Source organism: Bacillus sp. FSL K6-0073, from assembly GCF_038006085.1.
GTDB lineage: Bacteria > Bacillota > Bacilli > Bacillales > Bacillaceae_G > Bacillus_A > Bacillus_A cereus.
In genome coordinates this window covers 1,149,321-1,164,013 of record NZ_JBBOUN010000001.1, presented here as the reverse complement: position 1 = coordinate 1,164,013, position 14,693 = coordinate 1,149,321, and the positions used below count along the sequence as shown (strand labels likewise).

Genomic DNA, 14,693 nt, shown 5'->3' with positions numbered 1-14,693 from the left:
GTGCTTTTCCTCAAAAACACTCAATTATAAATTTTTCCCAGCAGTCCAACCACCATCAATTACAAAATTAGAACCAGTAATAAAGCGGGCCTGATCAGAAATCAAGTACTCAATACATGAAACAATATCCTGCGGCAACCCCCAAGTATCTAAAGATTGATTACTTTTTATCATAGACATCAAAGCTGTATTACTAAAGTATTCTTCTGTAAGTTCAGTTCTAATAACACCGGGAGAAATGCTATTCACCCTTATATTTTGCTTCCCAAATTCCATAGCCATCTGTTTAGTCAATCCGATTAAAGCATGCTTTGATGCAACATAAGCAGCTCGCTCTGGTTCAGCCATTAATCCAGAAACCGATGCTATATTCACAATACAACCTTTTATTTTCGATTCACACCATCGCTTAGCTACTTCCCTAGAAAGGATAAATGGGGCTACTAAATTTACATCAATTACTTTTTTAAACATATCATCGGATAAATGTAAAACAGGTGTTATCTCTCGAATACCAGCTGCATTTATTAATATATCAGGAGAAAGCTTTTCTAAATCTAATTGAGTAAAAAGATTATGAATCGCTTCGCTATTACTTAAATCAATTTGCACTACTTTCAAAGGCATATCTGTTTTCATATAATCTATTAAGTTATTATTATTAATATCAAGCGCTATTACATGAAATGATTTTTCTAAAAAGTATTTTATACAAGCATGACCTATACCGCTATTGGCTCCAGAAATCATAATTATTTTATTCTCTCTCATTTTGTCTCCTTATAAGAAAATGTTACTAATAAAATATCACGAAAAGCTTCAGTACTACATTCTGTTCCAAGTGGCGTTACGGCATGGAAGACCTTTTGTCCAAATACTAAAGTTTCTAAAGGCTCCTTCAAACTTATAAACTGATTAATTTCCCGTGGAGAATTAGCTATTAAATTATCTCCGCCAATAGCTGTATTACTTAAATTCATAAGGTGTAAAAACACTACTGGTTCATCATCTTTATGTAACCAAATAGGCGAACTAAAAGATGGTCTTTCTTTAGTAGCTTTATACCTTACTTGATGTAACCCTATAATTAAATCTTTACTTGTATCTATTATATTTGTTTTAAATGCAAATTCAGTATCGAAACGCACGATATTTTGAATTAAAGGATTATATAAAAAGCTATCATTTATGCTATTGAACTGTCTAACTTTCCCGCCATCGTCATAGTTATATTCTTTAGATTGGAAGTAATCATTACTATTATCTAAAATATAATCTGGTGAATCAACATACTTTATATACCTTGAATAAGATCTAGCACGGCATTCACCGTACGCATCATCTTCCAAATTATAATAATCTAACTGTGCTTGTGTTAATAAACGATGATTCTCTTCCTCTTGTAAAAAGATTTCATTTGAGATTTCAAGGAATCCTTTAGATTCAAATTCATGTACCTTTTCTTCTATGCTAAAGCCACTCATTTTACTAAGAACAAACGTCATTATAAAAACCTCCACACTATTGTATTTTTCTATCTCACCCTATGTTAGAAATGCAATAAGTAACCGAGATTCTTGCTTAATAAAATTAAAAATTATGATATTCAATTAATACACCAAATGAAATATACGTAATTCATTAAAATTATTTATTAAGCAATATTATATATCCTTTCGGATATTTTTTCTAATTATCTGAAGATTTATCAACATTAGTCTTAATATTCAAAAATAAAGAAATAGATTTTTCAGAAAGATAAAACTGCGCGTATTGCAATTATTTATGTATATAACTTTTTTAAAAATTATATTTTAAATATAGCTAGTTTTTTATAAATTTTTTGATATAATTACATACGGGAAAAGGGAAGAATTTTGTCTTCCCTTGTGTTTTTATTTGCATCTAGTACTTTTGCTAGATGCTTTTTTTTATGCTAAAAAAGGTATCCTCAAATACTTTGAGGATACCTTTTCACCTTTATTATCTCTGCTGTTTTCTACCTAATATGAGTAATCCAAAACTCATCATTACAAGAAGTGCTCCCATATATGGTTCCACAGGCATTTTCTGCCCTGTCTTCGGTAATTCTTTTTCAAGTTTCTCTGGATTCGGTGTTCCAGGCTTTTCTGGATCTGGTGTTCCAGGTTTTTCTGGATTCGGTGTTCCAGGCTTTTCTGGATCTGGTGTTCCAGGCTTTTCTGGATCTGGTGTTCCAGGTTTTTCTGGATCTGGTGTTCCAGGCTTTTCTGGATCTGGTGTGCCAGGTTTTTCTGGATCTGGTGTTCCAGGCTTTTCTGGATCTGGTGTTCCAGGTTTTTCTGGATCTGGTGTTCCAGGTTTTTCTGGATCTGGTGTTCCAGGCTTTTCTGGATCTGGTGTTCCAGGTTTTTCTGGATCTGGTGTTTCAGGTTTTTCTGGATCTGGTGTTTCAGGTTTTTCTGGATCTGGTGTTTCTGGGCCTGGTGGCGCTAAATGATTCAATTTGTTTAATACTTCTAATTGAACTGCATTTATCATTCCATTTGTAATTTCAAATGGAATTGGATTAGTTAATTTTTCATATCCTTTTGGTGCTTCTACTTCTACTAGTGTGTAGTTACCTACAGATAGATCTGTGATTTTTGCCTTTCCATCTTTATCTGTTGTTACTTTCACTACTATTTTTCCCTTTTCATCATGAACTTCAAACACAGCTCCTGATAAGACTTCCTTGCTTTCAGCAGCCATTTTTGTAATCTCCACTGAACCTTTGTCTAACTGTTCATTCTCTACTTGCAATGATAAGACTTTCGTCATACCTTTTGTAATTTCGAATGAAACTGGCTTTTCTAGTGGTTTGTAGCCTGCTGGTGTTTCTACTTCTACTAACTCATACTTTCCAATAGATAAATCTGAAACGTTTGCTTTTCCTTCTTTATCCGTTGTTACTTTTGCAACTACTTTTCCTTTTGAGTCACGTACTTCAAATACAACATTTTCTAATGGTGCTTTACTGTCTTTATCTATTTTTGTGATTTCTACATTCCCCGTATCTACCATTTCATTTTCTACAGTGAACGTTAAAGATTTTGTCATACCTTTTTTAATTTCAAATGGTACAGGCTTTTCTAATTTTTTGTAGCCTGGTAAACTCTCTACTTCTACTAACTTGTACTTTCCTACTGATAAATCTGAAACTGTTGCTTTTCCAGCTTTATCTGTCGTTACTTTCGTTACTACCTTGCCTTTGTCGTCTTGAACTTCAAAGACTACACCTGCTAACGGTGCCTTATTATCTTTATCTATTTTTGTAATTTCTACATTTCCCGTATCTACCATTTCATTTTCTATGTTTAATGATAGAATTTCTGTCATACCCTTTTTAATTTCGAATGATACTGGCTCTGTTAGTTTTTTGTAGCCTGGTAAGCTTTCTTTCTCTACTAATTTGTACTTTCCTACAGATAAGTCTGAGATTTTTGCTTTACCATTTTTATCTGTTTTTACTTCCGTTACTACTTTTCCTTGTTCGTCTTGTACTGCGAAGACTACGTCTTCTAATACTTTTTGACTATCTTTATCTACTTTTGTGATTTCTACTGAACCTTTGTCTAACTGTTCATTCTCTACTTTTAATGATAAGACTTCTGTCATACCCTTTTTAATTTCGAATGATACTGGCTCTGTTAGTTTTTTGTAGCCTGGTAAGCTTTCTTTCTCTACTAATTTGTACTTTCCTACAGATAAGTCTGAGATTTTTGCTTTACCATTTTTATCTGTTTTTACTTCCGTTACTACTTTTCCTTGTTCGTCTTGCACTTCGAAGACTACGTCTTCTAATACTTTTTGACTATCTTTATCTACTTTTGTAATTTCTACTGAACCTTTATCTACTAGTTCATTCTCTACTTTTAGTGATAAGACTTCTGTCATACCTTTTTTGATTTCAAATGATACTGGTTTCGCTAGTTTTTTATATCCCGGTAAGCTCTCTACCTCTACTAGCTTATATTTTCCTACTGATAAATCAGCAATCTTTGCTTTTCCTTCTTTATCTGTCGTTACTTTTGTTACTACTTTATCTTTTTCATCTTGCACTTCGAATGTTACGCCCGCTAATACTGCGCCACTTTCTTTGTCTACTTTTGTAATCTCTACTGAACCTTTATCTAACAGTTCGTTCTCTACTTTCAATGATAAAACTTTTGTCATACCCTTTTTGGTTTCAAACGATACTGGTTCTGTTAATTGTTTGTAGCCTGGTAAGCTTTCTTTCTCTACTAATTTGTACTTTCCTACAGATAAGTCTGAGATTTTTGCTTTACCATTTTTATCTGTTTTTACTTCCGTTACTACTTTTCCTTGTTCGTCTTGTACTTCGAAGACTACGCCTTCTAATACTTTTTGACTCTCTTTATCTACTTTTGTGATTTCTACATTTCCCTTGTCTAACATTTCGTTTTCTACTGTTAAAGCAAGAGATTTTGTCATGCCTTTTTCAATTTGGAAAGTAATCGGATCTACTAATTGTTTATATCCTTTTGGTGCTTTTACTTCTACTAACTTGTATGTGCCGACTGATAAATTAGTAACTTGTGCTTGTCCTTTTTTATCTGTCGTTATTTTAGCGACTACTTGTCCTGCTTCATCTTGAATTTCAAAGACTGCATCAGCTAAAGCATCTTTATTTTCTTTATCTACTTTTGTAATTTCTACATTTCCTGTATCCACTAATTCATTTTCTACTGTTAGCTTTAGCGCTGTTACTCTACCCTTTTCAATTTCGAATGAAATTGGCTTTTCTAGTGGTTTGTATCCTGCCGGTGTTTCTACTTCCACCAACTCATACTTCCCGATAGATAAATCTGAAACGTTTGCTTTTCCTTCTTTATCCGTCGTTACTTTTGCAACTACTTTTCCTTTTAAATCACGTACTTCAAATACAACATTTTCTAATGGAGCTTTACTATCTTTATCTATTTTTGTTATCTCTACATTCCCTGTATCCACCATTTCATTTTCTACTTTTAATGATAGAACCTCGGTCATGCCTTTTTTGATTTCAAATGATACTGGTTTTTCTAGCTTTTTATAACCAGGTAAACTTTCTACCTCTACTAATTCATACTTTCCTACAGGTAAATCTGAAACATTTGCTTTTCCATCTTTATCTGTCGTTACTTTTGTAACTTCATTACCCTTTTCATCTTGGACGATGAATGTTACTCCCGCTAACGGTGCTTTATTATCTTTATCTATCTTTGTTATCTCTACATTTCCCGTATCTACCATTTCATTTTCTATTTTTAATGATAGAACTTCAGTCATGCCTTTTTTGATTTCAAACGATACTGGATCTGTTAGTTTCTTATAGCCTGGTAAACTTTCTTTCTCTACTAATTTGTACTTTCCTACTGATAGATCTGAGATTTTTGCTTTACCATCTTTATCTGTTTTTACTTCCTTTACTACTGTTCCAGCTTCATCTTGCACTTCAAAGACTACGCCTTTTAATGCTTTTTTGTTGTCTTTATCTACTTTTGTAATTTCTACTGAACCTTTATCTAACTGTTCATTTTCTACTTTCAATGATAGGACTGTTGTCATACCTTTTGTAATTTCGAATGATACTGGTTCTGTTAGCTTTTTGTAGCCAGGTAAACTTTTCGTCTCTACTAATTTGTACTTCCCTACTGATAAATCAGAGATTTTTGCTTTACCATCTTTATCTGTTTTTACTTCTGTTACTACTTTGCCTTGCTCATCTTGCACTTCGAAGACTACGCCTTCTAATACTTTTTGGCTATCTTTATCTATTTTTGTAATTTCTACTGAGCCTTTGTCTAACTGCTCATTTTCTACTTTTATTGCTAAAGCTTTTGTCATACCTTTTGTAATTTCAAATGGTACTGGTTCTGTTAGCTTTTTATAACCTGGTAAGCTTTTCGTCTCTACTAATTTGTACTTTCCTACTGATAGATCTGAAACGTTTGCTTTTCCATCTTTATCTGTTACTACTTTTCTTACTACTCCATCATTCTCATCTTGGACTTCAAATTCGACACCCGCTAATACTGCCCCGTTTTCTTTGTCCACTTTTGTGATTTCTATATTCCCTTTGTCAACCATTGCATTTTCCACTTGTATTGGGAATATGCCGTCCCCTGTTACATTTACTTCGAACTCTGTTTCTTTTAATTGGTATCCTTCAGGTGCTTTCGTTTCTTTTAAAATATATTTTCCTAGTGCTAACGGTTTAGAGGTTGCCTTACCATCTTTATCTGTAACAATATGTTCGACTACTACACCGTCTTTTACTATATCAAACTCTGCATTTGCTAATGGTTTTTCACCATTTTCCGAATCAATTTTCTTTATTTCAATTTGACCCTTTTGCACAGTATTTTTAATTTCAATTGTTTTTGTTTCTCCAGCTTGAAGTGTAACCTCTACTGGGCTTGTTAATTTTTGATATCCTTCTGGTGCTACTGTTTCATAAACTTTATACGTCCCCGGAGCTAAAGTTTGAGGTACTGAAAAACCTTTTTCGTCCGTTGTCAGTTTTGCAACAACTTCATTTGCACTATTTCGAACTTCAAATTCGGCACCTTTTAACCCTTTGTTCGGATTCTCAGAATCTATTTTATGAAGCGATACTGTACCATCTTTTGGAGCTTCAGGCGGTGTAATAGTTACTTCTTTTGATGTTAATGTTTTATCATCAAAATGTAATTCCGCTTTATTAGGAATCTTCTTATCTACGTAAGAAGATAAGTCTGCATTATTTTTAATTTTCGCCTTGATACTAAGATTAATTATCTGGTCTTCATATGACTTATAGTCAAAATTCTCATCAAACGTAAATGTTACTTCACTTCTTTGTTTATCTATCTTTAGCGTTCCTTTAGAAGTAATATCTTGGCCATTTTGATCATACACTTTTGCCTCTAATACTTCTAAAACATCTTCTAAATCATCACTAATTACCATTGATGTGTATTTAGGAGGATCGTTTGGTATATGTGTACCAACTTGATATTGAATAACTTGATTCATTTGTGTTAGCTGCTCATTCTCTACAAGCTTGCCATTCTCATCAACTATATTTTTTTCAATGCTAGGTGGATTATCGTCACCTGAACCGGTTCCCCCTCCACCACTTACAAATACTTGTCCTACTTTTTCTTCAGTTTTAATATTTTTACCTTCTAATTTCACAGTATTTTTATGAGGCTTTGCAGCAGGATTAGTAATCTTTGTTTTATATCTTAAAATATAACCTTTTGAACTGTCTGGAAATTCAATTGTAAATCCAGCCTTTGTTGCATTTATTTTAATGTTAGATAAATCTGCTGGCTTAATATTTGTTGGTGCATAACCATCTTCAAATACAGCCTCTTCTAATACTACGCTGTCTGTAATTAACTCATGCCCAGGTCCTAATGTATCTGTTAATTTAAGATCTTGCATTTCTGTTCCAGTCGCATTTACATATACAAGCCAATCAGCAATGGACGGATCTTCTTGATTATAAGAACCCCATTTCAATAGATTATCTGTATTGGGCTGTGGCTTCGGTCTCTCTGTAGTATTACTTACATTTACTTCTTTATTTACGATTTGACCATCAACGTTAAATTCTAATGGAATTTCTTTAACACCATCATATGCTTCTAGACCAAAGTAGAATTCTACGAATAAAGAACCTTTAATGTTATTCTTTCCTTCTACGTAATCACCCATAGTACACGTTAATAGACCCTTTTTCATCTCACATGTACCAACTGTTTTTCCTTCAGCATCTTTTAAAGGAAAACTCATATTCATAAGGTCTTTTCGAAACTCTTTTGGCATATCAATTGTGAATTGATCTCCACTTTTTATTTTTTCTTTAGCTGACCACTTCACTTCTACTTTCATACCATCTGAGGCTTGATATGGTTCAGATGTCGTGCCATCAGTACGGGAAATATTAATTTCGTCCACTGGACTTTTCATCACAGCAGCTTGAATAACTGGAGCCCACACATTCAGCACTGAAAATAATACTAGAAAAACTAATGAAACCATTGAAATATGTGTTTTAGTACTTTTCATTTGCATAGTTCCCTCCTATTTTTTTATATTTATATAACAAAAAAAGACCGTCCGGTTGCATCAAAAATGTGCAACCAGACGATCTTAGTAACCAATATGTATTACCGTAGACTCTAAGCTTTGCGGCCTATCCTTTCGAATAGTGTGCTAAAAATATCTTTTATTCTTTTTTTGTTTCATTTTCCTCTTAAACCAAATATTACTATACCGTCTGGACGGTTATAATTCAATACTCTATAAAATTGTTCTATTTTTCTAATAAAAAAAATAATTCACCACTACATTAAAGAAGCAATGGTGAATCATTTTAAAATTATATAGTTCGTATATTCTATTTATATGAATTACTAATAAGAGCTTGAATCACTTTTTCTCTTAACTCGGGGCTTAGTCTTCCAACCCCTAAATATTCCGAATACCATAATCCATCTGCTGCTAATCTAATAATTGTTGCACAAACTGAATCTATCTCATCATTTTCTATATTTTTTTGCAGTTGCTGAAATGATTGTTGTAATGGCTCAAGTAATTCAGGTTTTAACATGAGTGCTGCCATCATACTGCTAGACAACTCTTCTGTTCTTCTCTCATTACTTAATCTTTCCTCTACAAAAGAGCGAACCCATCTCCCTTTCCTCTCTGAGTCTTCCGCTACTTTATTGTAAATGGCCCCTTCATAATCCTCTACCCCTCGGACTATCATACCTTCTATTAAAGCTTCTTTATTTGAAAAGTGATACAATAATCCACCTTTGCTTAAACCCGCCTCTTTTGCCACTGCTTCTAAAGTTAATTTAGCAACCCCTTTACATTGTACAATTTGAGAAGCGGCCGCCAAAATCTTTTGCCGCGTTATGCTTATACTCATTCCTTTTTAAAACCCCATTTCTACTAAATTTATATAAATACGAATCTTATTTTTAATATTGTTGATTACTACTAAGTATTTTCTTTATACAACAAAAGCTTCATTACCTTTGAATTTTTAGTTACTTATTCTATTAAAAATTTCCATATCATTCAATATGATAACATCAAATACACAACATTGACTATACATCTATACTTTCATATTCATTCCTAATATATCCATTAATAAAATTTACCGATTTAGTCCTTCTTATTACTTTATAAGACGGCAGTAATTCTTTCAGCACTAAATAAAAAATGTTATTACTCCCATTGAATTGAGTAATAACATTTTACTTAACAAATTCGCTGCCAACTAGCATCCTTCACATCTTCACTAGTCGGTTTTCTAACTGATCCAATAAAGTGAAACTTTATATCCGCAACATGGACAGGTGTATTTCATTTTGTCACTCCATTATTAACTTGTTTTCCCATATATTCCGAATCACAAAGAATGTAACAGCACAAATCATAGTTATCCCCATGAAAAATGTATTAGAATCTTCATATGTAGTTGGAATGCCTACCGTTACGAAAACAATACTAAAAGCTAAAAATAGATATAATAATAAAGATATAATATAGCTTAGTTTAAATCGTAAAATGATACCTCTAAACAATAGCTCACCAAGTAGACAGCCACCTAAAATAATAGGTACTCCGAAATACAATGTAAGGACTCCCATTTGCTCAGTAGATTGAATTATCTTTCCAATTATGTTCGGCGAAACCAGCTCACTATTGTTTCCCATCCTATCATATAAATCAAGTGCTGTTGCTGAAATAAAGAAACTTAATATAGAAAATGAATACGGTATTAAAAATTTGCTCACTCTCATTCACCTCGCTTTTTTCTTTACATATATTATTCATTATTTCCTATCATTTTCACATAAAAAAATAACCCTCTATGATAAAACATAGAGGGAAGCATTTCTATATAAAAATCTATACCTTATCCTGAAGTGAATCCCGAAAATAGGACAAATATCAAAACACCTAAACCATCTGCTATCTGCTCCCTACATTCTTTAGGGTAGATAGTTTATATGTTTTATTAGAAAGTAGTGCCTTCTTTTTTATAATATTCTTTTGAAATCTCTTCATAAAATGCGGCTGATGTCGCGTAGAAATAAGGTGCTAACCATAAGAAACCGATTCCTATAGTAAGAATACTTAATATGAACCAGCCTAAGAAACTTAAGCATAGTAAAAAGTAATCCATTTTATGTCCATTCATCATATGACGACTCTCAGTAATTGCTTGATTCGCTGTATATTCTGGATGATCATTCAAAATAAAATATGTCATAGAATAAGAAAATGATTTAATAATACCTGGAATAATAAGAAGTAATGTCCATAGAGTCAAGTATACATACATTAGTAAATATGTTAAAAACGACTTCATCAACTTACTTCCATCGCTAAACCATCTAAATATATGACCAATGCGAGCATCAGTCCCACGAATTGCATTTAAAACAAGATAATAGGCACCTATTGTTAATGGACCAATAACAAGCATTACAATAATACTTACTGTAAGTGAATCACTTGCTTCTTCCCAACCCCAAAATATCGAAAAAATACCTGTGGTTAGCATTTCAACAGCTCCAATAAGGATCCCGATTAATAAGGTTGCCCCTACCGCTAATCCCCATCTTCCTTTTAATGCATCAAGTGCTTCTCTTTTCAACTGACTTATCATATATAACCTCCTAATACTATTTATATTTTAGTATACCATTTATATCAAAAACCCCATAGATTTTCCTTAAATAGAAGCAAATTACCTTTTTTCATATACTGTAGTTGTACTAATATATGGATTAAACCACTCTTTTCCCTATAACAAAAAAGCTTGCCCTTCATAATAGGCAAGCTTTCTCTGGTTAATTCTCACTTAACTTCTTCTTATACCAATCCTGCATTCTCTCCGCATCTTCTACTCTCGTATGCTCTATTTTGTAACTAGATGATGCACTCGAAAACTTATACGTACATAAATCCGCACGGCGCTGAAAATATGATTGTGTCTTCTCCATTGATTGGACATGTCTTCTTCTAATAAGTCCTGTATATTTTCCGACGCTACGATAGACAAATGTAATTTGTTCTCCGTTAACACTGTAACCATTTGTTTTAAATGTTGCGTATCCAAGTGTAAAGATAAGGATTGCGAGCGGAATTAATGCCCACATGATGAAGTGCTTTTCAGAGTATATACTTATTCCAAGAAGCGGGATTGCTAGCATTGCGAAGAAGATAAAACTATCAATGAGATAGCGGCGCAATGCTGCTTTTGGTAATGCAATAATGTTTGCATTCAGTTCGTATGGTAATTGTAAATGGGCGAGTAACTGTTGTACTCGATCTTTTCGAATGATTGGGTGCAGTGTAACCTTTTCTTTTTCGTCACCCATTCCTTTACTTTGAATGACTTCTACTTGCACAGCACAATAACCGAATGGTTGGCGTAAAATACTTTCTTTTATCGTAATACCTTGAATACGATGCAATTTTAGTACGAGCTCTTTTTTCTCAAGTAATCCTTGTGAAATGCGAACTTCGTCATTTCTTCGATTCACTGTGAAATCGCCATGTTTTAACGCGTAACCGATTGTAGATATAATCCAAGAAAGAACGAGTAAAATGGCTACCATGAAAATCCAGCCATATATATCATGTTCCATTACATACGACTTTACGCCATTCTCTATCCATTTCGGAATGTACTTATCTACTTGGTGATAAACGAAAAAGATTAAAGAGAATAATAGTCCAAATTGACCAGATGTAACAGATGCTAATAAAATCTCTTTCCAAGTTAATTTATATTCTGTCGTTTGTTTTTCCTCTGTAACAATTGCTTTTTCTACTACATTTTCTGTTGCTTCGTCTAACGTTCCTTCTGCTTTCACTTCTGGAGTTGGCTCATTTAGCAAAGCAATAAGCTCCGCCGCTTCTTCTGCCGTAATACCAGCTAAGCTAACTTCTGCTTCATCGCCCCCACCAGCTGTTTCAATCTGAATTTTTTTCAAACCGAGCATTTGATATAGTACGTTAGAACTTGTATTAATCGTTTGAACACGTTCTTTATTTAAGTAGCTTTCCTTTTTCACGAAGAGACCTTTTTTCACATGTAATACGTTATTTTCAACCCAATATGTTGTGTAATACCATTTTTCAAATGCTGAAAAAACGGTGAGTAAACCAAATGCTGCAGGAATTAAATACCAAAACGGGAATTTTCCGTTTAAGCTAAACATGAAAATAATGAGTGGTATAAAATCTGTTATTTTTAATTCTAATAACATCGTGATTGGATGCTGCCTCTTATACATCCTCATCACTCACTTTCGCTAATTCTGCGATTTTCGTTTTCAACATTTCTGCTTCATACATCGTTAAGCCTGGGATGCTGTGAGAAGTTGCTGCCGTTGAAATGTGTAATTCTGCTAAGCCATATTTTCTCATAATTGGTCCTTGTTCAATCGTTACGTGCTGCACACGAATCATCGGTACTAATACGCGCTTTACGACAAAAAGACCATGCTGAATTTCAAGTTCTTCTTCATTTAGTTGGTAGCTGTAATAACGTTGACGTAGTTTCGGGAATAAGAAGTACGCAAATGGTGCGAACACAACTGTTAGCCCAATCATCACATACAAAATCCACGCCCACCAATCAAACTTTATCATGAGGAAAAGGTAAGCTAAAATAACGAGTATACCGATCCCTTCTTCAATTACAGCACGAACTTTCCACACCTTGACCATGTCAGGGTGAATTTCATTTTTCAATGGATCCATGTAACCACTCCAAATCTAGTAATCTAATATATGAATTCTCTCAATCTATATTTTACGTAACTTTACAGAAAATTGAAATTTAATCTTCTTTCTTCTCAGGAATAAAATATCCGAACCAAAGTAGCCAAATGAAACCGATTAACTTCATCCAATTTCCATCCGCTTGAAAAGCTTCAATCATACCTGGTATTTTATAAACCCCAATAAATCCAAGAAAACCGAGCCACCAGTTTTTTTGCATTTTCATTTTTACTCCTCCTTCATGACGTTTTTCACATTTCGAATCCAAATTTCTTTATACTTTAACTGGAATCCCATGAGCATATAGTTGCTCATATTATCGATCACGAGTGCTAGCGTATGAGCATTTTCTTCCGTTTCATGTTGTGACACTACGTCAAGTTCTACGCCTTTCTTCAATAAATCGTGGAAACCATTTAAGAAATCTTCTTGTATTTCAAATAAGCGTTTCTGATACTTTTCATTTCGCGATGCAGTTACGATAAATTCGTTGATAACGCGTAATATCCCTTCTTGCCCTTCATATTCAGAGAGCATATGTAAACCATCAGCAATTAACTTTTCTGCAAAGTTTTCTTTCGTATATTGCTCTTTATCGAAATAACTCACGAAATGATATCCAGAGAAAATTTCTTCAAATAAAAAATCGATTAACGCTTCTTTAGAAGAAAAATGATAATAAATAGCCGGTTTTGAAATACCTACCTCTTTCGCAATCATGGAAAGACTCATCTTCTCAATGCCGTGTTCTGCCATAAGTTTAAATGATGCCTCTACAATGTTTTGCGATGTTTGTAAATTCTTCGTCATACTGTACCTCACTTGTTTTTACTTACCGGTCGGTAAGTAAATTATAAAATAAAACGAAATGATTTTCAATTTAGTTAGCGTTCTAGAAGGTGTTTATTGGAAATTACAGAAAGTTATAAAGTAAAAGCAACATATAACAATAAGGAGGATATCATATGGGACTTGGTGGTAATGGCGGTAGTGGTGGTAATGGCGGCGGTGAAGCAGGACAAGCTGGTAAGAGCGGATTTTCATTAATCATTGTACTTTTTATCGTATTGATTATAGTTGGAGTTAGCTATATCGGACTTGGCTTCTAAGAAAAGGCGTCCTACGTTACACATGTAGGACGCCTTCTTTTTAATCCCTATTCAGCAATCGCATACGATAACAATTCATCGTCACTTCTCCAAGTCTTTGTAGCAATTGATAGTTCGCATATGCGCCGACTGGGGCACCGATTACCGGGACGAGCTGAAGCATTTTTGCTAAATCGATATAGTCTCGGTATTCTGTTTGGAACTTTTCCCAGTCCATATGATTTTCTTTTTCTGTATCCCACGTTTCAATTGCTTTCCATATTTCTTTTCTGTGATTGTCACTTGAAAAGGCGAGCTGGAAAACGTGAAGGATAAAAAGACGCTCTTCTTGTTTACTCGTATCAAATCCGTACAACGTTGCTGCATCGAATAAAAATTTAATTTTAATTGTAAGTAGAAGCGGAAAGTCAGCAAGACCGAGGAGAATACCGCCAGCCCCCGTCCCTGCCCCTTCTGCCGCTGCTATTTTTTTGTACTCATCCATTTTTTTACGTACTTCATCGTCTCGTCTTTGCAATGACCATGTCGTCTCTTTTAGCTTCGGCTTTATAAAGTTTGACCCGGCGCTGATCGTTTGCACCATCATACGAATCGTCTCTGTTAGTACCTTTTGTACTTTCGCCGGAATGAGCTGTTGCACTTTCGTCTGCACTTTTTTGGAGAACCGTGTCATCATAGAAGAATCTTTCATGAATGTAGCTTTCCACTGCTCCAATTCTTTTATAACCTTCTCTTCGTATGTAATCATGGGTTCAT

General features: G+C 33.9%; 12 protein-coding genes and 1 riboswitch. Of the genes, 1 reads left to right on the top strand and 11 read right to left on the bottom strand.

The genetic code is table 11. From position 1 onward, the window contains the following. Positions 1–24: 24 nt before the first annotated feature. The 10 genes from MHB52_RS06140 to MHB52_RS06095 form a co-directional block, all read right to left on the bottom strand. A complete protein-coding gene (locus tag MHB52_RS06140; RefSeq protein ID WP_001208941.1) occupies positions 25–771 on the bottom strand; it encodes an SDR family NAD(P)-dependent oxidoreductase in 747 nt (248 codons plus the stop codon). After that, complete coding sequence (locus MHB52_RS06135) at positions 768–1,505, bottom strand: 2OG-Fe dioxygenase family protein (protein ID WP_000144820.1); 738 nt, start codon at positions 1,503–1,505, stop codon at positions 768–770. The genes MHB52_RS06140 and MHB52_RS06135 overlap by 4 nt, the downstream gene beginning before the upstream one ends. 478 nt (positions 1,506–1,983) lie before the next feature. Continuing rightward, on the bottom strand, positions 1,984–8,085 hold the full coding sequence (locus tag MHB52_RS06130) for a SpaA isopeptide-forming pilin-related protein (RefSeq protein ID WP_340767539.1): 6,102 nt from the start codon (positions 8,083–8,085) through the stop codon (positions 1,984–1,986). Between the two features lie 60 nt (positions 8,086–8,145). Continuing rightward, a riboswitch (cyclic di-GMP riboswitch) is annotated at positions 8,146–8,238 on the bottom strand. A 172-nt stretch (positions 8,239–8,410) separates the two neighbouring features. Continuing rightward, positions 8,411–8,947: a TetR/AcrR family transcriptional regulator gene (locus tag MHB52_RS06125; RefSeq protein WP_000028010.1), complete on the bottom strand. Its 537-nt coding sequence runs from the start codon at positions 8,945–8,947 to the stop codon at positions 8,411–8,413. Between the two features lie 451 nt (positions 8,948–9,398). Further along, positions 9,399–9,824 (bottom strand): hypothetical protein, encoded by a 426-nt coding sequence (locus tag MHB52_RS06120; RefSeq protein ID WP_033682783.1) that lies wholly within the window; start codon positions 9,822–9,824, stop codon positions 9,399–9,401. Between the two features lie 224 nt (positions 9,825–10,048). Next, positions 10,049–10,702, bottom strand: coding sequence for a DUF975 family protein (locus tag MHB52_RS06115; RefSeq protein ID WP_000625399.1), 654 nt, complete (start codon positions 10,700–10,702; stop codon positions 10,049–10,051). 184 nt (positions 10,703–10,886) lie between these two features. Beyond that, positions 10,887–12,338, bottom strand: a complete 1,452-nt coding sequence (locus MHB52_RS06110; RefSeq protein ID WP_061663873.1) for a PH domain-containing protein — start codon at positions 12,336–12,338, stop codon at positions 10,887–10,889. Continuing rightward, a complete protein-coding gene (locus MHB52_RS06105) occupies positions 12,331–12,807 on the bottom strand; it encodes a PH domain-containing protein (protein ID WP_000371357.1) in 477 nt (158 codons plus the stop codon). The genes MHB52_RS06110 and MHB52_RS06105 overlap by 8 nt, the downstream gene beginning before the upstream one ends. 79 nt (positions 12,808–12,886) lie before the next feature. Next, positions 12,887–13,054, bottom strand: a complete 168-nt coding sequence (locus MHB52_RS06100; protein ID WP_000783813.1) for a hypothetical protein — start codon at positions 13,052–13,054, stop codon at positions 12,887–12,889. A 2-nt stretch (positions 13,055–13,056) separates the two neighbouring features. Continuing rightward, a complete protein-coding gene (locus MHB52_RS06095) occupies positions 13,057–13,638 on the bottom strand; it encodes a TetR/AcrR family transcriptional regulator (RefSeq protein ID WP_000164831.1) in 582 nt (193 codons plus the stop codon). A 155-nt stretch (positions 13,639–13,793) separates the two neighbouring features. Between MHB52_RS06095 and MHB52_RS06090 the strand changes: the two genes are divergently transcribed. Further along, positions 13,794–13,937: a YjcZ family sporulation protein gene (locus MHB52_RS06090; protein ID WP_000522760.1), complete on the top strand. Its 144-nt coding sequence runs from the start codon at positions 13,794–13,796 to the stop codon at positions 13,935–13,937. A 40-nt stretch (positions 13,938–13,977) separates the two neighbouring features. On the opposite strand, the gene ecsC is transcribed toward MHB52_RS06090, so the two are convergent. Then, complete coding sequence (gene ecsC, locus MHB52_RS06085; RefSeq protein ID WP_000634143.1) at positions 13,978–14,685, bottom strand: ecs operon protein EcsC; 708 nt, start codon at positions 14,683–14,685, stop codon at positions 13,978–13,980. Positions 14,686–14,693 lie beyond the last annotated feature (8 nt).